Raw genomic sequence first — 22,944 nt, 5'->3', positions numbered from 1 at the left:
ATACCTCTTATCTCTCAATCAGAATTGGCAGGACGAACGGTAAACCCGAGCATCCGGCTCGAATAGAGACTATTTTGGCAGAAGGTCATACGCCCAACAGCGCTGCCTGAGTAGCTTCCGCAGCATCGGTCCAAAGGCCGACTTCCTTATAGAATTTTATTGCTCCGTCATGATAAGGAACACTGAAATGTTCAATCACAAAGTTCTTAGGAATCCATTCCGTGCCCCAGGCATGCACGTCAGCCAGCTCTGCATAATTCTCATAAATGGCCTTCATAATTGTGTAAACATCATCTTCACTCAACTTTGTGGAAACGCCCATCTGGATCGGATAAGTGGTAAGCACCGTATCCTCCTTCACTGTACCGCCGGCAGAGCAGACACGCGCCACAGCGCCGGGAACATATTGGTCAAGGACTGCCTGAATGTTTTCCGGCACGCCATTGGCAATGTCGGCAGGTTTCAGATCACCTAAAGGCAAAACCCGGATGCCGATGGACTCATCCAGCTGAACCGAGGAAGGAGTGGTATTGGACCCGGTAAAGATCGCATCTACCCGGCGCTCCTGCAATGCGCGCTGAGCGCTGGAAAGATCAGCCAACGGCACGGCAACACAGTCATCGATGGAAAGGCCAACAGCCGCCAGCGCAGCGTCAACAAGATTTACCGTGAGCTTATTCCCGCCGTACTCATAGCCGATACGTTTCCCCTTAAGATCTTTCGCCTGTGTAATGCCTGAACTCTCCAGAACAGTCATCGTGCAGTGATTGGACCAGTTTCCACTCAGCAGCAGACGTGTCTCATCATAAGGTTCGGTGTAATTGACGGTTCCGCTGTAAGCCCAGTACATATCCATAGAGGAGACGATTTCAAGGGTGATGGTGCCATCCCGCAGCTCCGGCATCCAGGCATCCGGGCCCGCATACGGAAGAATGGTCGCCTGAATAGGAGTATTTTCAGTTATGATCTTGGCAATACCGGTTCCCAGCGCGTAGTAGGAAGTTCCCACGGCCTGAGATGCAATATTTACGCTCTTTACCAATGTGGATGCCCCACTGGAAGTTGATTGGCTGCCCTCAGAGTTGCCGGCATCCGTATTACTGTCGGAAGGAAGCGGTTTGGAGGAGCTGCATCCGCCTAGGCAAACAACTAGCATTGAAAGCATGATACTGTGGGCGATCACTTTTTTGATCATAAAAAGGCCTCCTTTAATAATCTTTGTTGTTCATCCCATTGTTGCAAAGCCGAACTGAACAATCCGGCTTTTCCATGCCGAGTGATGGTTGGCGAAAAAACCTGCCTGCCACTTTCCTACTTTAGAAAGACATTTACGCAATCCTGCCTTGTTTCATCTTCCAATCAAAAGCGTCGCAATGCAATCATTGAAAACAGGAAACTGCAATATTGTGGTTTCAGTCTATCATGCTGACTTCCAGGAAAGCAATTCATTTTTAGCTTTTATTTAGTTTAAAATGGAATAAATTAAAAACAATTTTAAATTAATTTAGTATCTATTCACAAGATAGTCCCTCTCCAAAACAGCTTTAGATCCGAAATGAAGAAGCCATTCTTTCAATTATTCTGTTTTGGCATAAGCCGTTCAGTAAAGTGAATTGAAAAATGAATCCGCTCGATTTAGGATAAAAGTAGCAAAAGCGTCGCACCGCAAACCATGAACATGAATAGGAACGAAGCTGTTAAGTAAAGGAGACGAGAAACATATGAATAAGCAACTGAATGCGCTGCTGGATCCCCGCGGTTATCAGGAACGAGAAGTAATCCAGCTGGCCAAGCGCCCCACCCTGGAAGAGCTTCAAAAGGGAAAAATCCTGTTTTATAACAACACAAAACTCGGGTTCTGCAATTACTATACAGTGTTTGATCAGATCAAAAAGCACTTTACCGAGCTGGGTATTACCAATTTTGTGGAGTATACGGAAACTGTCCGCGGCAAAAATTCCGAAAAACTGTACGAATACGCATCCATGCTGGCCCAGGAGAAGCCCACTGCCGCTATAGTTGCTTTTGGCGATATGGGTACCTCTTCTTCCACCACTGTGGTAACCATTGCGCTGGAGAAGCTGGGCATCCCGGCTGTGTATATGACAGCCCCTCCGGGAACCGGTATCACCGAAGGGGTAGGCGTTTACCGCGCTGGAAACCTGTGCCTGTGTTCGGTGGATATCTACCAGGCCAGTACCGTAGAAGAGGTCGCGGCTCAAGTAGACCTGAAATGGGATTATATCCTCCATTCTCTGACAACCAACGGCGAAGAACTCAAAAAACTCGCTTACATCGACCTGAAGATGGATAAAGTTGCGCCTGCCAAAGATGGCTATCTGCCTTTCCTGCCGGAGTACCGCGAGGAAAAATCGACAGAACCCGGCGCTTATATGGAAGAAATCAACGATTACTTTAATGCCGAACATATCAGCGATGGCCTGCCTATTATTCCGCCAACCAACCGGCGCTATGAAAAAATGATGGAATACTGCCCTTGGGATGAAAACCTGAAACTGGTTGATCCATCCGGCCCCAGCGGCAAGGAAATCACCGTCAAAGACGTTGCAATTGCCGCTATTATGGCGGGCTGCACTCCAAAATCCATACCGGTACTCGTAGCGGCTTTTAAGGCGCTCAACAGCCCGCTTTACAACTTCAACCAGTCGGTCACCACCTCACATCCCGGCGGCAACCTCTGCATTGTATCCGGCCCCATTGCCCAGGAAATCGGCGTTTCGGGCAAACAGGGCTGCCAGGGGCCCGGCTGGCCGGCCAATGCTACGATCGGCCGCGCCATCAACCTGGTTCTGATGAATGTGCTCCGCACTGTCCCCGGCGTATGCGATCTGGACTGCATCGCTTCTCAGGCTGAATTCACCTACTGCTTTGCCGAGGAACCGGAGCTGGCACAGTGGAACATGATCAACGAGGATCGCTTTGATTCCGATACGACTACGGTCTATCTGCTCAAAGCGGAGCCGCTGCATGACATTATCGACTTCCTGAGCCTCGACGGCCACGATCTTCTGGACACGATCACCCATTGCTGCACCACGCTGGGTTCCAATAACGCCTACATGCCCGGGCCGCTGGTAGTCTGCTTTACCCCCGACCATGCCATGATGCTGAAAAAAGCCGGCTACACCAAAGAGATGATTCAGGAACACATTCATACCTATGTGTATCATGAAGTTCCCATGGTACGCAACCGCGGCCTGGTACCGGTGCGTCCAAAAGAATGGGCCAACCGCCATCCATTACCCGTTACCCGTTTCCCAAAAGACGTAGAGGTTGTGACGATCGGCGGACGCGGCGGCCATTCCGGCGTTATCCTGCCCTGGGCGCTGCACAGTGAAGGCTGTGTAGAGGCTCTCCGACTGCCAAACGGTGAAACTGCCAGATCCATTGAGAACTTTAAACGGGTATAGAAGTACAACCCGACTGATCAAAGGAGGAATTTCCTATGAACGGATACGATATTAAATATGATGTAATCGTCTGTGGCGCCGGTACATCCGGCGTGGCCGCGGCAATCGCCGCGGCAAGAACCGGCGCGAAAACCCTGCTGGTGGAGCGTACCGGTACCATGGGAGGGCAGATGAGCCTTTCCGGCCCTCCGGGATTCGCTTATGCCCGCCTGTTCAACCCCCAGGGCAAACGAGATGTGGGCGGCATTGTGGAGGAAACCCACCGGCGTTTGCTGAAGACGGGACACGCCCTGCCCCATCAGCGCTACCCCTTCCGCGAAAAAGCGGGGTTCACCTTCTCTTACGTCGACCCCGAATGGTGGACCATGCTGATGTTCGAAATGATGGATGAAGAAGGCGTGCAGCTGCTGCTGGACACCCTGGTGGTCGGTGTCATTAAAGAGGAGGATACTGTGACCGGCATCGTGGTTGAGAATGCCAACGGGCGCAATGAAATCCAAGGCAAAATCGTCATCGACTGCACCGGAGAGGGCTATGTCTCCGCCCAGGCCGGCTGCGAAATGGGCTGCGTCGGCCGGGACGAAATCCAGCCTCATACGCTGGCTTTCACTGTGGATGGCGTTGACTGGGAGAAACTGCTGACCTACGTCCGGTCGCATCCCGAACAGTTCTCATTTAAGCAGCTGCTCAATCCTTACACCGACGGCACGCACGAGGCTATCATGGATGTTTACAGCAAATGCCACGATATTACCGAGCTTGGCGAACTGATGGGCTTCTACGAATTACGCAATGTGGCCATGAAAAACGGAGATTGGCATCCCTATTCCGGAGTAGGCTTTTTCCTGACCCCGAGAGAAGGCGGCCACATTCAGGCTCACTTCCAGCATTCCTCCCAATGGGACCACTCCCTGCCCACCGACGCCTGGGATCTGACCCGCTGCATGGTGGAATGCCGCAAGCAGAACCTGATTGCCTGGAGATTCTTTAAGAATTATGTGCCCGGCTTCAAGAACGCCTATATTACAAAGGTCTGCACAGAACTTCGTCTGCGCGAGGGCCCGCGCATCGTGGGGGACTATGTCCTGACCAGAGAGGATGTGGCCGAATGCAGGCAGTTTGCCGACACCATCGGCAAGAGCTCCTTTAAAGCGGGCGGATATCATGTGACCAATGTCAATACGCTGAATGTAAATGTTGACGACCCGCGCATGTCCTGGCCCAAGGACGGCGGATCTTATGACATTCCCTATCGCTGCCTGGTTCCGCAGAAGGTTAATAACCTGCTGGCTGCCGGCAAGTGTGTTTCCACCGACCGGCCCGCATATCTGCGCTACCTGCACCAGACGATGGTTACCGGCCAGGCTGCCGGTACCGCCGCCGGGCTGTGTATTCAAAAAGGCGTCACCCCACGTGCGCTGGAACAGGATGTCGCTCAGCTGCAGCAGATGCTGCTGGATCAGGGTGCCGTGCTGTTTGAGTGCCCCGAACGCTAAAAGTCCTGCATAAAAATACAGGGGCCGCTTTCCAGTTGTGAAAGCGGCCCCTGTACTGGAACGGCTCCAGTCAAAAGCTCTGTGGATATATGGTTTTCTTCCGAAAGTAGGTTGTCAAAAAGCTGATCAGAGCCTGGCAGGCTGGGTTGGGATCTTCCCGTCGCAAGACAGCGCAAAGGGTCAGCCGCAGTGGTTCTTGCAACAAAACAATGTGCGCTTCCGGCAAAAAAGCAGCCTGCGCTACCTCACGCATCATCAGTGATACCCAGCCCTTTTGCAAAATACACTGCTTGATGGAGTCCATCTTCATATTCGATAGGTGCAGTGTCACATCGGGAAGCATCAACTCAATCTGTTGGATATGGTGTGCCGCCACCACAGGGTCGGAATTAAGCTGTACGAAGGTTTCTCCCATTGCCTCTGCCAAAGAAATACGTTCCCGCCGAACAAAGGGATGATCCGATGATGTCACCAGCACCTGTTCATCATCCACCAGCGGTATCACCAGCATGCTGCCGGAATCGTATTCCAAAGGATATGCAAGGCGAACGATTCCTATATCCAGTGAACAAGCGGCCAACCGGCTTAAAATATAGCTCGTTTTCGTCTCTGCTATTTCAACACTGAACTCGGGATGCAGCGTTTCGAACTTCAGGAGAGCGTGGGTAATACCGTAAATGCTCAGAACCGGAACCCCGCCCAGCTTTATCACTCCTTGCGCACTTTGTTCAACCAGAGCGGCACAATTTTTCATTTCCTGGTATTTCCCCACGATAGAAAGCACATGGGGCAGAATTTGTTCCCCTGCTTCTGAAAGACAAATATGCCGGGTATTTCGCACAAACAGTTCAATACCCAGTTCTTTTTCCAACGAAATGATTTGCTTGGAAAGCGATGACTGGGAGATGAACAGCTCATTGGCAGCAGTGGTAAAGCTTCCGTATTGATGGATCGCCGTGAAAAATACCAGTTGCTGAAGTGTCAAGGCAGGCTCCTCCTTCATGGATCATTCGCACCACAGTTAGATATTCGAAAAGTAATCATGGTCTGGACAGATAGGGGAAGCCAGCCTGCTTTGCACGCTGCCCATCGTACAGAGCAATCAACAATGGAAAAGGTTGTGAATGGATGTCAAGTAAAAAGCAAATCATCGGACTTATGACAGGAATTGCAGCGGCGTTATCGCTCTATTTCGTCCCGCTGAACGGGCTCTCCCATCAGGGGCAGGCCTGTCTGGCTCTGACCGTTATGACCGTAATCCTCTGGGCCTTCCAGGTGGCTCAGGCCGGATATATCTCCGGCCTGCTTCTGGCTCTGTTTGTCATTCTCAAAGTGGCTGAGCCTTCGGTGGTATTCTATTCCTGGACCGGAACCACAATGTACCTCATTATCGGAGCCTACTTAATCGCCTCAGCAGTCAAAAACTCCGGATTGGGCGAACGGATTGCCTACTGGTTCATTGTCAGGTTTATGCATTCTTACCGGAGCGTCATCGTATCCATATTCTGCATGACCTTCGTGTTGAGCATCATCATCCCCCACCCCTGGCCCCGGGCATTTTTAATCATGTCTGTCATGACGGAGGTAATCCAAAACGCAAAAATATCACGCCGGGACGCCATTTCCATCGGCTTTACGGTGTTTGCGGCTTCTGTGCCTATTTCCACCATCTTTTTGACCGGTGACAGCACCATCAATCCGCTTGTGGTTCAGTATGCCGGAGTGGAGCTGGGGTGGTTCGGCTGGCTGAAGATTATGGGGCTCCCGTGCGCTGTGGCTGCCGTCCTCACCTGCATTGCCATTCTACTCGTATTCCGGCCCAGCCAGCCTATTACGATTGACAAAAAAGCAGCCCAAAAGAAATTGGCGGATATGGGAAGGCTGACGAAAAAAGAGTTCCGTGCCATCTTCTGGCTTTTCCTTGCAGTGCTCCTATGGGTGACCGACAGTCTGCACGGAATCGATATCGGCTGGATAACCCTGCTGATTGCTATGCTCATGTCCATGCCCGGCATAGGCGGGCTGCTTACCGCAAAGTCCTGGGGCGAAGTCCCGGTCCATGTTTTGCTGTTTATCACGGCAGCAATATCGATAGGCAAAGTGGGCGCGGTCACCGGCATGAATCATTGGATTGCCACGACACTGCTCCCGTCTTCAGCCCCTTCCAATCTCTTCCTATTCGCTGCATTTGTGGGGCTGGTTTCAATCATGATCCACATGCTTTTGGGCAGTGTCATTGCCGTTATGGGGGTAGCGGTCCCTGCATTTTTAACCTATACAGCGGGCATGTCCATCAATCCGCTGGTGCCCGCCTTATGGGCACTGACAGCGATTGTTCTGCACTACGTTTTCCCTTTCCAGAATATGAGTATTCTGGTGGGAATGGGAGAAGAAAACGGCCTGTATACTCAAAAGGAAAGCATTCGGTTCAGCATCCCGCTTTTCATAATCGCGTTTTTCACCATTGCGGTTGAAGTGCTCTGGTGGATGCTGCTGGGACTTATCTAACAAAACGGCCCGCCACATCTACCGGCAGGTTTTAATTACTACAGCTATTATACATGAACTGCGCCGCTAAGGCAATTGTGGGCAATTCATAAAAATTTGCCCATGCGGTCGGTTATAAGACTGTTAAAAAAGCCTGATATTGTAACACGTTTTAATTTCTCAAAAAAGAACCTGCATAGACATGCTGCCTATGCAGGTTCTTTGCAGAAAAATGCAGGGTTCAAACCTATGCGCCGATCATGGACTGTTACAACACATTCAGTCCTGAAAATCGTCTTTTGACGTTTCTTTTGCGTCCTCCCGACCGGCATCCAGATAATTGTACAGGGTAAATTTAGAAATCCCGTAAAATTCGGAAGCACGATCAACCGATTTTTTAATCAGGAACGCTCCCTTTTGATCCAAATAGCGTACAGCCGCAATTTTATCTTCCTTAGTCATCATCGCGACAGGCTTTCCAATCACATTGAGTGTATCCTGCATTAATACATCCAGGAGTTCATCGACATTTGAAGTAAACACTTCCCTTGTCGAATCCTCACCGCCGAGGCTGGCAAGATATTGAATGCTGCGCTGAGCCATAATCAGATCTGTAACATCGAAATTGATACAGATACTTCCAACAACAGTGCCTCTTGCATTTTTAATGTACTTGGAGGAAGAGCGGAGAACGCGGCCGTTCCTGGTATGGTTGATATAATTGTAGCGGTCGTCTCCTTCGTCCGTTCCCCGCAAGACCTCAAGGCCGATATTGGTGCCCGAGTCGCCAACCTTTCGGTCCGTTACATGCCCGTTTTCAATTGCTACAATTGTACGGTCGTAAGGAAGCGTCAAGTCGTGCAGAACGACTTCGCAGTTGACCCCGAATTCTTTTGCAATGCAGCGAATGATCCCATTCAGAACTTCAAAATTGTCCGATACATAACTCATAAAAATTCCCTTTTAATTAAAATAGTGATAACCGATTTACCGGTTATCACTATTATACCATATTTTGATTGATTGCGTATAAAAATATTATGCTTTTACTACAGCACCGCGTGACTTAACCACGCAAGCCATCTTTTCTTCCTCTGTCATAAGTTCATTTTTGGTACAGAGAGAAACGATGACTTCCACAACCAGGGCAATTAATGTGGCCGGAATCGCGGGACCTGTAAAAATTCCGGTAATGAAAGCCTTAAATGCCGGAATAACAAGAAAAGCAACGCCGAACGCAGTGCCCGAAATGACGGAGGCAATTCCCCCTTGCCATGTTGCGCGCTTCCAGCAGGCTCCCAGCAGCATCGCAATGGAAACACCGGGAATGATTGAACCAATTACATTGCTGATGTATCCCATCACATCCTTGGCAAACAGAGTGGCTAAGAAAGCACCTGCAAGAGTTAATACTGTAGCAATACGCGACCAGAGTGCAACCTTTTTTTCTTCCAGCTGTTTCCCTGTAAAAATCGGATAGATATCCTGAATGAGAATCGTGACTCCGGCAATTGCGTCTGAATCTCCCGAAGACATCGTCGCCGACAAACCGGAAATCATAAACAGTAACCCGAGCACGGGGCCCAGCACGACCGTTGCAATATAAGTAAACGCGAAATCAGGGGTTTCAAGAACAGCAGATGCCCCGTTTTGGGTTGCGATTGTGAAAGCTGCCATACCGATGATCGCCGGGAATAGCGAGAAAATGAGAAGGAGCCATGCCGATCGGTTGAGTGCCTTGGTGGCTGTTTTGTCGTCTTTGGATGTGTAAATACGCATCCTGTAGGTAGGTGTGCCCAAGCAGGGAATGGCAATCGAGAAGATCAAGGAAAAAACAGCCATGCCTCCCATAGAATTTATCCCGTAGAAGCTTAAATTTCCACCCTTCCCTGCTGCCTGAATTGTAGAAGCAATGGCACCCCAGCCGCCGGCGTATGGAATTGCAATTGCAGTAATCGCGAGGAAACCAGCGACCAGGATAATGAGTTGGATCAAGTCGGTCCAGACGACAGCAAGATAGCCGCCGATGATGACATAAACTCCAAATGCTAAAACAGCAATGACTTTTGAAACGGTTAAATCAAGGCCGGTTATGTAAGAAAGATAGGTAGCTCCCCCATTGATATGGTTACCCAGCCACACGATTTCAATGACATACATCATAACGCTCATGACACATTTGACCTTGTAGTTCCCGTTGTAATGATACTGCGCTTCTTCTGCCATTGTGACAAAGTTCTTCGATCTCAATTTTGTCTTCTTTGCAACAGCGACGAGTACCCAGATACCGAGCGCGGCGCCAAGTCCGTAGGCCGAGCCGCCCCAGCCGTTTTTAAACCCGTTCGCGGTTGCACCAATGGAAGAGCCGGTACCGATCAGGGTTGCTCCCATTGTCGCGAAAATCAGAAACAGGGGCATCTGGCCGCCGCCAGTCAGATAGTTCTTTCCACTGGTTTTTCCGCGGGAACACCACCAGCCGATAAAAATCATCAGCAGCACATACCCGATGAAGCCAATAATGAAAAAGGTCGCGTTTGCATTTGCCATTTCTGTTGCCTCCTCATATTCAGTTTTTTATGGTTATTTCTTTGCCGCCCACATCTCAATTTCCACTAAAATACCAGGCAGGAGCTTTGTCTGCACCGCCGTACGCACCGGACGAGGTTCCGGCATGAATTCCTGGTATATTTCGTTCATCACATCCCATTCATCCAGATTTACCATATAAACATTACATTTGAAAACATCTTCCAGCGTACATCCCGCGCTTTCAAGCTGTTTTCGGCAATTTAAAAGGGTGTTCCTTGTCTGGGTAGCAATATCGTTGCCCAGAACCGAGCCGTCATGGCCGATCGACGCCTGACCGGATATGACAATCAGCTTGGAGCATTCAATTTCCAAAACTGGGGAATAAGGGCCGGCAGTCACATGCTGCTGTGCACCCTTTGGGATTTTTTTCGCTGGTTCCATTTTGCATAGCCTCACTATCTTCTTATTTTATAGACGCCGCTTCAGCATGAAAACTCAAGCAGACGTTTAATAATCACATCACTGTCGCCCTCTTCCAGCGACATTGGGTTGATAAAGATACCGTTCAGCCCATCGCTGTTCGCGTAGATGGATGGATTTCCGGCCAGCAGGAAATCGTGCACCTGTTCTGGGGTCATTTTTTCGTCAACAATCTCAAGAAAAACACGTGGAATCGGCTGGCCCGCTTCATTAGGGTAGGAACGGACGGCGTGAAACGTCTTGCTGTCCGTAAACGCTCTTTTAAATTTTTCAACCTGTACTTCGCACCAGTTACCGCGCGCCTGATGGTCAAGGCTTATATATTGCTTGACTGCGGAATAAAGGCCCACCATCTCTTCCCGGCCCACTTTCATCATTCTCCCGATCCCGTAATTTGGGAAACCGATGCTCGAAACGATGTCCATCGGTTCCTTCTTGCCTACCATTAATCCGCTGGCCTGCGGACCTTTTAAATCTTTTCCGCCGCTGAAGAGAGCGATTGCAGCCCCCATTTCAGTGAACTTCCAGAGGTTTTCCACCGGCGGAAGCTGCGCGGCGGCATCAACGATCACTGGAATGTTTTTTTCTCCCGCAATTTGGATTGTTTTGTCCAGGGGAAGATAACCGGGGGCAACCCATCCGCTTTGCGCATAGTAGACGGCAGCGGTATTCTCGTCAATAGCCATCCGCAGGTCTTCTTCCGTAGGCGGGAAAATAATATTCGGGAATGAGAGTTCCCTGTATTGAGTGCCCAGATGCCCAATCACCAGATCATAAGGATTTCTGTGGGCCTTGAACATCACAATGTTGGTTTTGGCGATTTCCTCTTTCGTTATGTAGTAAAATTTCTTTCCCAAGTGCATCTGAATTGCCGCGGCAATGGATAAATAAAGGCCGGTTGCAGCACCGTTGCTTATATAGGCGCTTTCGTTTCGGGTTAGTTTTGCAACCGCAGAGTTGACCGCCTTCTGCAATATGCGAATCTGTACGAAACTGCCGGCGGCATCGGCCATATCGTCCAAAGTCTGTTTGCTCATCTTTGAGCCGCCCAGAACAGTATAGGTGCCTGCGGCATTCAGGATCGTCGGAACACCGAGTTCTTCATAGATACTCATGGCTTTTCTTCTTTCTTTATTGATTATTTTTTTAATTATTAAAATTTTTGTTAGCGTAATTATAGTTTTAATTATAACTAATGTCAATATTATTTTTTTATTTTGTTTAAATAGTCAAAAATTGATGCATTTTTTATCCGTTTTAACAATATTATTTTAATGATTAAAAAAAATGTTGATTTTTGTATAAAACTTTACTATATTAGAGTTATTCTAAAAAGGCGGTGTTAACTATGCTTGAGACTCTGATCAAAAATGCAAGGATTGTTGACGGAAGCGGCGCGGAAGTTTATAGCGCGGATATTGCGATAGAAAGCGGGAAAATCAAAAAAATTACCGCTGAGATCACAGCGGAAGCCAAACAGGTAATCGACGCACAAAAACAGTATGTAACCCCGGGGTTTATTGACATGCATCGTCACAGCGATGCCTTTGTTTTTAAAAAGGGGTTTGGAGAAATTCAGCTCAGGCAGGGCATCACTACCACAATCAACGGAAACTGCGGGCTGAGTATCGTTCCCTGCCCTGAGAAGTGGAAACCGGATATTTTCAGCTATCTGAAACCGATTATCGGTTCCGTGCCACAGGACAGACATTTTGAAAGCTTTTCGGAATATCTGCGGGTACTGGAGCACGAAAAGCTCCCGATCAATTTTGGAATGCACATTGGGAACGGAACTTTGCGGATGGCCGCCAAAGGGTTTGAAAAAGGGAAAATGAGTAAAGAGGAGGTGGCGGTTGCACAGGCATATCTAAATGACGCTCTCAGCAACGGTGCGTTCGGAGTGTCGATGGGCGTTGTTTATATGCCGGAAACGATGTATGATATCGACGGCTTTGTAGAAGTGCTTGAGCCGATCCGGGACAGCAGGATACCGCTGGTAACCCATATCCGCGGGGAGGGCGACCTGCTGGTCAAATCGCTGGAGGAAGTGATCGAAATCGCGCGGCGGCTGCATGTTCCTCTGCATATCAGCCATTACAAATGCGTGGGACGGCATAATTGGGGGCACCTGCTTGCAAAAGCGACCGAACTGCTTGACCGCACGCGCGATACGGGGATGAACATTACCTGCGACGTATATCCATGGACAGCGGGGTCCACCCAGCTTGTCCAGCTGCTGCCGCCTGAATACCTTGAGGGCGGGATGGAAAAGACAATTGAACGCTTAAAAGACCCTCTATTGCGTCGGCAGTGCCGGGAAATTCTGGAGGTTAAGCAGACTCGGTTCGAAAACCTTCTGGCCTCCGTCGGCTGGGAATCTATCATGATCACAACCGTACATACTGCAAAAAATCAGCCATATGTGGGAATGCGGGTCAGCGAAATAGCAAGACTTCAAGGGAAAGATCCTTATGACTGTGCGTTTGATATGCTGGTTGAGGAAGACTGCGACATTTCCATGGTAAACTTTATTGTCTGTGAAGAAGATATCGAAACAATCCTGCAATATCCGTATAGCTGCGTGATCTCGGATTCTATCTATCCCGATGGCGGAATGCCCCATCCGCGTCAGTATGGAACACTTCCCAAGCTTCTCTGCGACTACGTTCGGGACAAACCGCTCCTCACCTTACCGCAGGCAATCCATAAAATCACAGGGGCGCCGGCCGAAGTGCTTTCCATTCCGGAGAAAGGCCTGATCAAGGAAGGTTATGATGCGGATTTATGTGTGTTTGATCTGAATCAGTTACAAAACAACGCGACCTATGTCAATCCGCGCGGACTGGGTACCGGATTCAGCTATGTATTGGTCAACGGGGAAATTGCAAATGACCACGACCGTTTCATTCATACCGGTGCAGGCAAAGTGCTTCGCAGAAAATAGATCATTACTTTTGACGGGATAAGGAAGTGCATTTATGAGTACCATTTTTCAAATTCTAAATGACCGGGTAATTGCAATCCTTCGCGGGCTGCAAGAAGAGCAGATTCTCAAAACCATGGAAGCCCTGCGGGAAGGCGGATTGAATTTGGTTGAAATTACGTTCGACCAGCGCAAAGAAGCGGAAGCAACCGCCGCAATGATGAAAAAGGCCTGTGCGGAGTTTGGCAACTCTATGTGCGTCGGCGCGGGCACAGTGATGACAGAGGAGCAGCTTATTGCGGCAAGGGATGCGGGAGCGCAGTTTATTCTTACCCCGCAGACAGACATCCAAATGATCCGTATGGCGCATGAAATGGGGCTGGTTACGATACCAGGGGCGTTTACGCCTACGGAAATCGCGGCTTGCCATGTCGCAGGGGCAGATATTGTAAAGGTCTTCCCTGCCGGCACTGTCGGACCAGATTATATAAAAGCCGTGCGCGGACCTATGCCTCATATCCGTCTTTCGGCGGTGGGCGGTGTTAACCTTGAAAACATCAGTGACTTTTTTGACGCCGGAGTATGCAGTGTCGGTATCGGCTCTAATATCGTGGACAACGAGGCCATCCGCACAGGTAACTATAAAAAAATTACGGAACTGGCTGCGAAATACAGGAAAAAGGCCGGAAGCGGGGCATCCAAATGATACGTGTTTATTTTGACTCCGGTACGTCGAATACCCGCATTTATCTCATGCAGGACAACCGTACGCTGGATCGTGCATCCCGCGCAGTTGGCTCACGCGATTCGGCGCTGGCCGGAAACCGTGCGGTTTTGATAAGCGCATTGAAAGAACTGTACGACGTACTCCTGGAAAAAAACAAGCTTAAGGATTCCGATATTGATGAAATCTGGATGTCGGGTATGATTTCGTGTCCCAGCGGAATGGTGGAAATTGAACATGTGCCCACGCCTGTTGATTGCGCAGCTCTGTCCAAAAAAGTGGTTGAACATCCTGAAATGGATTATTTCAGACGAAAAATAAAAATTGTCCCCGGGCTTAAAACGATCCCCAGCGGTGTCAGGGCAACTTTAGACACGGTTGCGGGAGTCAACAACGTACGAGGGGAAGAAATCGAGGTCTTTGGCGTATTGCGCCAATATCCTGAACTTCAAAAAGGGAGGGTAATTGTTGTTTTACCGGGGTCCCACACTCAGGTTCTGTTTTTAACCGACGGTGTAATTGACGATATTCTTTCCAATGTAACCGGGGAGTTATATAGTGCTGTTTGTAAGCAAAGCATTATTGGCGCAAGTGTGGAAGGTGAAGGAAATACGCCGCTTGACCCCGAGCAGGTATTGCAGGGAGTCCGGAACGTTGAACAGTATGGGTTCAACCGGGCGTTATATATTGTAAGGTCCATGGAACTGTTTTCCGATTCGACCTTGGCGCAACGCCGCTCCTACCTGGAAGGCGTACTGAATGCCGGAGTCATGCATGGCATCTCCACCATCACCAAAGGCACACCTGCCCACATTGCCGTAGCAGGCAACCGCAGGCAGTACGATATCATCACCGCTGTGAACCCGGCATATCCGCAGTTTACAATTTCTTTAGCCGAGACTTCCCCTGCAGAGCCCTTTTCTGTGGCGGGAATGATCAGTCTGGCAGAGAATTTTTGTTCAGGAGACAAATAGCTTTCACGTCAAGCCCGGGCTCCACTTCTGCCAAATATATGCCTAAATAGCCGTAAACCTGCAATGCAAACTTAAAATACTTGCATTGCAGGTTTACTTATGCAGGAACTTTCCTGAGCTTACGAACAAAAAGATGCTCGTCGCAGCCCGGCCGGTAGATATCCCAAAAGGCTTCCCTTGTCATATTTTCCACCTCTTTGTAATCGCCCTCATTTTCCGGTCGAATAACTGGATTCATCTTTTATTCTCCCCTTCTTTAATAATGACCACATTTCCTTCCTCATGCCGTCTTTCCAGAATGCGCCTCGCTTTTCGATTTTCCACGCTGTCAAATACAATGGAGAAGTCATAGCCCTCCGGGTAGAGCTCGCTGGCTGCTACATGCAGCTTTATGCGTTTATGGCTGATCAGCTTTTTCACGCCCTTTATTTGAACCCCGATTTCTCCCTTCTCATTGGAGCGGGCGTAAACAATTCCGATTTCCTTCTGGGGATAAACCATTACGCTGTCTCCGATGTTGAATTTGCTGCTGCGCGGCTGTGCCGCAGGCGCCGTATCTTTCTGCCTGATGATCTTAGGTGCCATGATGGCCTTGTCGAAAGCAGCGATGCTTTGCGATGATGCCGGCCAACTCTCTTCCTTTAAATTTCCATATGCGGCTTCGTGCGCACGTTTCAGCATTTGCATGGGCATTCCCAGCCTTTGTGCAATATACAGCGCACAGCTCTCGCCGGCCTCACCGATTTCAAGGCGATAAAGCGGCATAAGGCTCTCCTTGTCGAATGCCATATGTGCATTGACCAGCTCCGGCTTATTGGCCGCATATTCTTTTATTTCCGGATAGTGAGTCGTTATGGCAAACAGGCATCCTTTTGCGCAGAGTTCATCCATAACCGCAATTGCAAGACCCATCCCTTCCGCCGGGTCCGTTCCGGAGCCAAGCTCGTCGAGCAGAACAAGGGACTCCTTATTTGCCAGCTTTAATATTTCTATAATGTTTTTCATATGCGATGAAAAGGTAGACAGATTTTCCGCTATACTCTGCCCATCGCCGATATCACACAGGACCAGATTGCGCATGCAGAAACTGCTGTCACCATCTGCTGGGACATGCAGTCCACTCTGCACCATCAGGGAAAGCAACCCGACTGTTTTCAGCGCGACAGTCTTGCCGCCTGTGTTCGGCCCGGTGATAATCACCCCTGAAATTTCATTTCCGGCTTCGAAGTTTAAGGGCACCGCGGATTTTGGATCGAGCAATGGATGCCTCGCGTTTTTAATTTGAATCTTCCTGCCGGTGCTGATACCTACAGGGGATGCTTTCATGGAAATACTCAGTTTTCCTTTAGCAAAGAGGAAATCAAGCGTTTCCATTGTCTCAATATTCAGCTTGATAGCGGGAAGATAGTCACTGATCAGCGCTGTCAGGGTATATAGAATGCGCCTGACTTCACTGTCTTCCTCGATTTTCAGGTTGTAAAGCTCCGCCTCCAGTTTGCTGACGGATACAGGCTCAATAAAGCAGGTTCCTCCGGTATTGGAGATCTCGATCACAGCGCCGGCAACATCGTTCTTGTGTTCGCGCTTTACCGGCAGGGTATAGCGGCCATTTCTGATTGAGACAAAGTCCTCCGAAAACCAGGCTTTGTTTTTCCGCAAAAGGGCGTCAAGCTTTGCCTTCATTTGATCGGTGGTAATCATGATCTGCCGCCGGATATCGCCAAGCTGGGTAGATGCCTTATCGTCCACGACACCGTTTCTGATGCACCGTTCGATTTCGTTTTCGAGCTCCGCAAGTTCGTTGATTGACCCACCGTAGTACGCTATTTTCAAATCTGTTGCCTCAGCTTTCCTGAGATAGGCTTTCATTCTCCGGCAGGACACAAGAAAGGATGAGACATGCGTAATCTGATCGGGCGTCAGCATGGCTTCTATCGCAATCAGGCCAATGACTTTCTGAAGTTCCGACATGGAGGAAAGCGGCGGCGTTCCGATCTGCTCGATCATACGCTTCGCCTGCGTTGTTTCATCCATCCAGCGCCTTACCTCAGTCTCGTTTAATGACGGTTTCAGCGCAAGACAACGTGTTTTCACCGTCTCGGACAGTGCGTTTTCCGCCAGCTTTTCAAGTATTTTATCAAATTCAAGAGTCGTATAATGATTCATTTTGATCTCCTCACAAAAAATAAAATGCCCGCAAAGACATACCGCACCTGTAAAAGTGCAGAATGCTCCCTGCGGACAAAATCTCAATATATAAAAACAACGCGACAAGCACACCTTGCCGCGCATCAATTTATTGAAAAGATTGAAGCAGTCTGTCAGGCATGTCATTCAAAAAGGTAACACAAACAGGGGGTTTACCCCATAATGCCACACCTTTTGCAACTATATTTAGTTGAGAATTACCATAACAGACAGAACCGACATCAATACTCCACCTTTTAAATTTTCTAAATCATAACATTTGACTGGCCCGTTGTCAAGCGCTGTTGCCGGTCTTGATCAATAATAGGCGCCTAAATCAACTTTTCGGACGCGGTTACCGTCTCGTTGTCTTTTGTCTGCGTATTAAGCGGATATTGACAAAGAAAAAACCGAGCCATTATGCATGTGCTCGGTTTTTAGATCTTAGTGTGATTGGAAACTTCGATAATAGTAAAAGAGCTGCTTCTGTTATCATGGAAAACGTTGAAAACAAAAGGATTTCTCTGCCGATGTTCATCCACAACATAATCAAAATGATAATCGTTTGTATCACTGCAATGCTCTTCGCTATTGTTCCGTATTTTTTAATTTCCGCCTCGCTGAGCGGTTTGTTTTTGTCTCCAATTGGTGCGAGTGTGAGCACCACAATTAGGGAAACGATTAAGAATAATATTATGTAATTGTGTAAATATGGTGCCCACACTTTGTAACACAGAATCCATACCCCGAATATTATGTTCGATGCTAAAAAGCATCTCCCATAGCTTCGTTCATGAAAACCTCCAGCATAGATACGCAAAGGGAAAAAGGTAGCGATAAAAAACAAGGTTCCAATGATACAATGAAAAATCAATCCAATCAAGAGGATCGTTCCCCAACTTAAAAAGCGGGCAAACAGGGTTTCATAGGCAAAGACATACAACTCCTTTTCCTGTGCCGGGATCACATGATTGGCAATTGCGTTTTCAGCCAGTTTCTCTGCGGCCGCCCTGTACATTACTTTTTATATTTCAGTAATGCGTCAGGCAATTTGGGCTGATAAAGAATGCTCATGCAATTGGTGTGAAAATTAAGCAAGACTAAGCCCAGGGATAAAAAGGAACACGTTTTTAAGAGATACGCCCAGATTTTCGATTTCATTTTCAGCACTCCTTTTTTTTTAAGAATATCAGATAAATCGCTTAAAATGACAAAATATGCAAAAATAACACGTTTTATTGTCTGACTGACATCTCGTTAACAAAATGTTCATTTTTTAGTGTGCTATTTTTAATCCCTAATGTGATCATTAGCGTGAAAATTCTGTCGCTGTAATCATACAGCACCGTGCCGCCATTGCGCAATACAGCACTTTTTAAGTTCGTAAATCCAAACCCGTGATGTTCTCCCCGTTTGGTTGTTTTTAACCCCTCATCGGATTCTATAATCTTTTCAAACTCATTTTTTGAATTTTCAATATCAATCAAAAGTAAATCATTATGCCTGCTGATGGAAAGTTTTATGTACTTTTTTAGCTGATTATCTATGATACTGCGGCAGGCGGCTATTGCGTTATCCAGAGCATTCCCGAAAATTGCGCAGGTATCGGAATAATTCAAAAAGGCCAGATCACCGTATTTGATGCACAAATTAAGTTCGATGCCGTATTCTTCACACTCTTTCTGCTTTTGATAGACGATCACATTAAAGGCTCTGTTTGTAGACCATGCCGCGGGCTTGGAAACCCTACTGTCAATCGATTGGTTAAGCGTGTTTAAATATTCCTTTAAATCATCATCCCGCCGATCCAGCATTCCTTCAATACTCACAAGATGATGTTTAAAATCATGGGCCAATGCCTCCATATCAAACAAGTATTGTTCCTGTTTTCGGTATGCCTGATCCTGATAATTCTGATATTTCTGGGCCACCTGCAGTTGATTTTTCAATTCGGAATTTTCAATTTTTGTATCATAAATATTAAAAACGATTAAATTGACTAAAAGCAGTCCAAAACAGATTCCGGAAAGCCACAACCCATTAAAAAAGGTGGAAGGAATCCACTGCTCAAAATACAGCAGCAGATATGCCGTATAAAGGCTCACAAATGGCAATGCCAACAAAAATGCAGTGTTTTTGTCAATCTGGTTATGTTTATAATAAAATCGTTTTTGCTGGTAAAAAGTGCTGATGATACGCAATATCATGATTAAAGCAATTCTGCTGATCACAATTGCGATCATTCTGCTCATTGCATTCATAATGATTTGGTTGACAGGCCTATTTAAAAATGCTGACAGAGACAGGCTGGTAATAAAATCAGCAAATACCAGAATCGCCACATAAAAGAAAGAGATGCCTACCTCTGCCATAATGCTGCTGTCAAACAGAAAGTGCAATAAAAGGGTTGCTAAAAGAACGCTCACCACGGTATTTAAGCTCCCGATTCCAAGCTGATTGATACCCAGCAACCCCGCGGAAGCGATCAGCACAGCTAAAAAATTCAGATATCGGCCATGCTTTTTGAGATTCAGATAATTTCTTGAAAACTGCAGCAAAATGGCAAACTCAATGATGCAATGGAACAATTCTGCCCAGACCATACTGTCCCTTCTCCCGATCTGTAATTATTGTGAATGAAAATATTTGTGTAAAGCGGTCATAAATGATTGCAGATATATCCTTGAAATAGGAATTACTTTTCCTGATTTCATAGTAAGCACTTTCATTTTTTCGCGGAAAACATCATCCAGATTCACAACATAGCCTTTCTGGGGATATGCAAATTGATGGGGCGGCAGCCTTTGATAGATACTTTCCAGCGATTCCACAGATTCGAATACCTGATCATCATAATAAATCCTGCGCTTTCTGTTATAAGACTCAATGAGCGATATGCGCTCAATGTCGAAATAATGTACCGCGTCGATACATCTTACCTTTAGAAACAGTTTCGTCCGATTTAATTTTTTGATCAGAGCAGACAGTGCTTCATTCAGCTCTTCCTGTTTAATCGGTTTCACTATATAGCGAAAAACATCCGCGCGATATCCCTGCATTGCATATTCTTCAAGAGATGTTACAATAATAATCGCGCAGTTGTTCCCCTGTTCGCGCAGCATACACGCAACATCAATCCCGTTGACCCCGTTTTCCAGCTTAATATCTAAAAACAAAATATCATAATCGAAAGGAGTGCACAGCAATTCCTGCGAGGATCCAATTTCGATGAATCTAAAAGCCGTATCCACCTGAAAAGAGTAAATGTCCAATTTTTCTTTTAAAAGTTCTCGGTGCATTTTTTCATCGTCACAGATTGCCAAGCAAAGCATAGCTGTCCTCCTTGTACAGAAATTGATAAAGTACCACACACAAAAAAATGTTATTTAACATCAATCGTTTCGATATGTATATAATCAAATTCAAGATAACGTAACAAGAAAAGAAAGCATTCCTTTTACAACAAGACTACTCTGTTTAATATAGCCTTTTTCTTTTGTTAAATCAAGCCATAATTCAATTACGATAAAAATACAGTACGGCCTTTCTTAAAAAAATCTTCTATAGAATACAGCAACCCGGCATGAATTTTTCCATGCCGGGTTTTTGCGTTATAATGGAAAGAAAAGGAATTTGCATCGTCGAAAGGACGTCAAACCACCGGAAAATCAGTTCCTGTCCCCGGCCTCGCTGGCGCAGCGGAGAACTTCCTCCTGAGTAGGCAGGTTTACCGCCTGTGCGGCCGCCTTTTGCGCCTGATCAAGGGTAATTTGCGAAAGCCGCCGTTTGACGCCCGCGATACAGCTTGCGCTCATGCTCAGCTTCCGAATCCCCAAACCGACCAGAAGCACCGCCGCATCGGGATTTCCTCCCAGCTCCCCGCATACCGAGATCGGTTTTCCCGCCTGATTAAACGCGCTGGCCGCCATACCCATAATCCGCAGCATCGCGGGAGACAGGCTGCGGCAGTATTCGCTCACGCCGGGATTCATCCGGTCGGCGGCACAGGTGTACTGGCACAGATCGTTCGTGCCAAGACTTGCAAAATCCACCTCCCCGGCCGCCAAATCCGCGATCAGCGCCACGGAAGGAATTTCGATCATGATCCCAAGCCGGACATCTTTGTCATATGGAATCTGCCGTGCATCCAGTTCCGCTTTCACCTTTACAACCGTTTCCTTTGCCCGGCGGATATCCTCCATACCACCAATCATAGGAAGCATGATCCAGAGTTTTCCAAACACCGATGCCCGCAGGGCGGCACGGATTTGTGTTTCAAAAAGCTCCGGCAGATCGAAACAGAGCCGGATTGCCCGTTTTCCAAGGAACGGGTTTTCCTCCTTCGGAAGCTCCAGATAGGGCAGGCTTTTATCGCCCCCAATATCCAGCGTACGCAAGGTCACAGGCTTGCCGCCCGCTTTTTCCAGCACCCGCTTGTAGGCTTCAAACTGTTCCTCCTCCGTAGGCAGATGGTCGTTCTGCATAAACAGAAATTCCGTACGGAACAGGCCCACAAAATCGCAGTTTTCATATTCCACGTTTTGATCCGATCCGATATTGACGCCGATATCGATTTTTACTCCGTCTTTCGTCAAGGATTCCGCTGTCAGGAAGGCTGCTGTTTCTGCCTGTATCCGGTCGTATTCCGCCTTTTTCGCCTGAAACGCGGCGACCGTTTCCCCGTCCGGACAAATCCTCACTGCGCCCTCAGCAGCGTCCAATATCGCGAGTGCACCGTCGCATAGCACTTTGGTCGCATCGGGTACGCCCAACACAGCCGGGATACCATAGCTTCTTGCAATAATCGCCGAGTGCGAGGTGGGACCGCCGACTTCCGTAATGATTCCTATGACCCTGCTGCGGTCAATGGTCGCCGTGTCGCTGGGCAGGAGATCATGGGCCACCACAATGACCTGCTCCGATAGCAGGGAGAGGTTCCTTTCCGGTTCGCCGTGCAGAATCCGGATCAGCCGGTTGCGGATATCGCGCAGATCCGCGGCCCTTGCAGCGATCAGCGGGTTCTTTACCTTTCCCATAATCCGGATAAATTCAGCAAAGGTTTTATCGACCGCATAGTCGGGCATGGCGCAGTCATTTTCAATTCCCTCGCGGACCATTTCGTCGATTTCCTCATCGCTTAACATGTCGATGTGCGCTGTAAAGATCTTTGCCTTGTCAGCCGCGCCGTCTCTGGTAAACGAATCCGCAATGGCGGTCAGTTCGGCACGTGCGGCCTCTTTCGCAGATTCCCACTCCGCAAGCTTCTGCGTTTTTTCTCCTTTTTCATAATACGCTTCATGCACATCGCAGCTAAAGGCTTTATAAAGATACACCTTCCCGATGGCGATTCCCCCGGAAACCGGATTCCCTTTCAGGAGCATTTGCAGCCCTTCCCTTCCATTGCGTTGTGTGGCCGGCATTATTCGCCGAATCCGGAGTCGATCAGCGCAATGAGGCTGTCCACTGCCTCTTTTTCATCGTCTCCCGCCCCGGTCAGTTCAATTTCTTCGCCGTGCGACAGGCCGAGCGCCAGCAGCCGGATGATGGATTTTGCATTCGCGCTTTCTTCCTCATTTGTGCGCCTTATGTTCAGCTTGCATTGGAATTTCCCGGCCGCGGCAACGAAATCGGCGGCTGGACGGGCGTGCAGTCCAGTCTTGTTTTTGATCGTGGTTGATTTTGCATACATAGCAGTGGGCCCTCCATTCATGAT

General features: G+C 48.1%; 20 protein-coding genes. 6 read left to right on the top strand and 14 right to left on the bottom strand.

Annotated features, from left to right (window positions below; genetic code table 11):
• Nucleotides 1-85 precede the first annotated feature (85 nt).
• Entirely contained in the window at nucleotides 86-1,195 is a 1,110-nt protein-coding gene (locus C1A10_RS07940) for a TAXI family TRAP transporter solute-binding subunit (RefSeq protein WP_101909737.1), read from the bottom strand.
• A gap of 526 nt (nucleotides 1,196-1,721) precedes the next feature.
• Here C1A10_RS07940 and C1A10_RS07935 point away from each other — a divergent pair.
• Nucleotides 1,722-3,431: a UGSC family (seleno)protein gene (locus tag C1A10_RS07935; RefSeq protein WP_101909736.1), complete on the top strand. Its 1,710-nt coding sequence runs from the start codon at nucleotides 1,722-1,724 to the stop codon at nucleotides 3,429-3,431.
• Nucleotides 3,432-3,466: 35 nt separating this feature from the next.
• Nucleotides 3,467-4,927: an FAD-dependent oxidoreductase gene (locus C1A10_RS07930; protein ID WP_101909735.1), complete on the top strand. Its 1,461-nt coding sequence runs from the start codon at nucleotides 3,467-3,469 to the stop codon at nucleotides 4,925-4,927.
• Between the two features lie 70 nt (nucleotides 4,928-4,997).
• Here C1A10_RS07930 and C1A10_RS07925 read toward each other — a convergent pair whose 3' ends face one another.
• Nucleotides 4,998-5,912 carry a LysR family transcriptional regulator gene (locus C1A10_RS07925; protein ID WP_180951047.1) on the bottom strand — a complete coding sequence of 305 codons (915 nt, stop codon included), beginning with the start codon at nucleotides 5,910-5,912 and terminating at the stop codon, nucleotides 4,998-5,000.
• 143 nt (nucleotides 5,913-6,055) lie between these two features.
• On the opposite strand from C1A10_RS07925, the gene C1A10_RS07920 reads away from it, so the two are divergent.
• Nucleotides 6,056-7,435: an SLC13 family permease gene (locus tag C1A10_RS07920; protein WP_101909733.1), complete on the top strand. Its 1,380-nt coding sequence runs from the start codon at nucleotides 6,056-6,058 to the stop codon at nucleotides 7,433-7,435.
• 258 nt (nucleotides 7,436-7,693) lie between these two features.
• Here the strand turns inward: C1A10_RS07920 and C1A10_RS07915 are convergent, their stop codons facing one another.
• The 4 genes from C1A10_RS07915 to C1A10_RS07900 form a co-directional block, all read right to left on the bottom strand.
• Complete coding sequence (locus C1A10_RS07915) at nucleotides 7,694-8,365, bottom strand: helix-turn-helix transcriptional regulator (protein ID WP_101909732.1); 672 nt, start codon at nucleotides 8,363-8,365, stop codon at nucleotides 7,694-7,696.
• Between the two features lie 87 nt (nucleotides 8,366-8,452).
• Complete coding sequence (locus C1A10_RS07910) at nucleotides 8,453-9,961, bottom strand: sodium:solute symporter family protein (RefSeq protein ID WP_101909731.1); 1,509 nt, start codon at nucleotides 9,959-9,961, stop codon at nucleotides 8,453-8,455.
• A 33-nt stretch (nucleotides 9,962-9,994) separates the two neighbouring features.
• Nucleotides 9,995-10,384: a RidA family protein gene (locus C1A10_RS07905; protein ID WP_101909730.1), complete on the bottom strand. Its 390-nt coding sequence runs from the start codon at nucleotides 10,382-10,384 to the stop codon at nucleotides 9,995-9,997.
• Nucleotides 10,385-10,425: 41 nt separating this feature from the next.
• Nucleotides 10,426-11,538, bottom strand: coding sequence for a hypothetical protein (locus C1A10_RS07900; RefSeq protein WP_101909729.1), 1,113 nt, complete (start codon nucleotides 11,536-11,538; stop codon nucleotides 10,426-10,428).
• A 233-nt stretch (nucleotides 11,539-11,771) separates the two neighbouring features.
• Between C1A10_RS07900 and C1A10_RS07895 the strand changes: the two genes are divergently transcribed.
• From C1A10_RS07895 to C1A10_RS07885, 3 genes are read left to right on the top strand one after another with little or no spacing between them, the layout of a single operon-like run.
• Entirely contained in the window at nucleotides 11,772-13,367 is a 1,596-nt protein-coding gene (locus tag C1A10_RS07895; RefSeq protein ID WP_101909728.1) for an N-acyl-D-amino-acid deacylase family protein, read from the top strand.
• A 34-nt stretch (nucleotides 13,368-13,401) separates the two neighbouring features.
• On the top strand, nucleotides 13,402-14,052 hold the full coding sequence (locus C1A10_RS07890) for a bifunctional 4-hydroxy-2-oxoglutarate aldolase/2-dehydro-3-deoxy-phosphogluconate aldolase (protein ID WP_101909727.1): 651 nt from the start codon (nucleotides 13,402-13,404) through the stop codon (nucleotides 14,050-14,052).
• The gene (locus C1A10_RS07885; RefSeq protein WP_101909726.1) at nucleotides 14,049-15,044 is read left to right on the top strand and encodes a 2-dehydro-3-deoxygalactonokinase; all 996 of its coding nucleotides are present in this window, start codon (nucleotides 14,049-14,051) and stop codon (nucleotides 15,042-15,044) included. Before C1A10_RS07890 ends, C1A10_RS07885 begins: the two co-directional genes overlap by 4 nt.
• Nucleotides 15,045-15,141: 97 nt before the next feature.
• Here the strand turns inward: C1A10_RS07885 and C1A10_RS07880 are convergent, their stop codons facing one another.
• The 8 genes from C1A10_RS07880 to C1A10_RS07840 form a co-directional block, all read right to left on the bottom strand.
• Complete coding sequence (locus C1A10_RS07880; RefSeq protein ID WP_180951046.1) at nucleotides 15,142-15,282, bottom strand: hypothetical protein; 141 nt, start codon at nucleotides 15,280-15,282, stop codon at nucleotides 15,142-15,144.
• Entirely contained in the window at nucleotides 15,279-17,210 is a 1,932-nt protein-coding gene (locus C1A10_RS07875) for an endonuclease MutS2 (protein WP_101909725.1), read from the bottom strand. The genes C1A10_RS07880 and C1A10_RS07875 overlap by 4 nt, the downstream gene beginning before the upstream one ends.
• 439 nt (nucleotides 17,211-17,649) lie before the next feature.
• A complete protein-coding gene (locus tag C1A10_RS07865) occupies nucleotides 17,650-18,249 on the bottom strand; it encodes an accessory gene regulator B family protein (RefSeq protein WP_101909723.1) in 600 nt (199 codons plus the stop codon).
• Nucleotides 18,249-18,392, bottom strand: a complete 144-nt coding sequence (locus C1A10_RS18965; protein WP_101909722.1) for an AgrD family cyclic lactone autoinducer peptide — start codon at nucleotides 18,390-18,392, stop codon at nucleotides 18,249-18,251. Before C1A10_RS18965 ends, C1A10_RS07865 begins: the two co-directional genes overlap by 1 nt.
• 74 nt (nucleotides 18,393-18,466) lie before the next feature.
• A complete protein-coding gene (locus C1A10_RS07855; RefSeq protein ID WP_101909721.1) occupies nucleotides 18,467-19,834 on the bottom strand; it encodes a sensor histidine kinase in 1,368 nt (455 codons plus the stop codon).
• 24 nt (nucleotides 19,835-19,858) lie between these two features.
• The gene (locus tag C1A10_RS07850) at nucleotides 19,859-20,563 is read right to left on the bottom strand and encodes a LytR/AlgR family response regulator transcription factor (protein ID WP_101909720.1); all 705 of its coding nucleotides are present in this window, start codon (nucleotides 20,561-20,563) and stop codon (nucleotides 19,859-19,861) included.
• A 336-nt stretch (nucleotides 20,564-20,899) separates the two neighbouring features.
• A complete protein-coding gene (gene ptsP / locus C1A10_RS07845; RefSeq protein WP_101909719.1) occupies nucleotides 20,900-22,651 on the bottom strand; it encodes a phosphoenolpyruvate--protein phosphotransferase in 1,752 nt (583 codons plus the stop codon).
• On the bottom strand, nucleotides 22,651-22,920 hold the full coding sequence (locus C1A10_RS07840; RefSeq protein WP_101909718.1) for an HPr family phosphocarrier protein: 270 nt from the start codon (nucleotides 22,918-22,920) through the stop codon (nucleotides 22,651-22,653). The genes ptsP and C1A10_RS07840 overlap by 1 nt, the downstream gene beginning before the upstream one ends.
• Between the last annotated feature and the right edge of the window lie 24 nt (nucleotides 22,921-22,944).

Origin of the sequence: Marasmitruncus massiliensis, from assembly GCF_900186535.1 — a bacterium.
Lineage (GTDB): Bacteria > Bacillota > Clostridia > Oscillospirales > Ruminococcaceae > Anaerotruncus > Anaerotruncus massiliensis_A.
The sequence above is the reverse complement of the archived record's forward strand: the minus strand, read 5'-3'. Positions and strand labels throughout refer to the sequence as shown.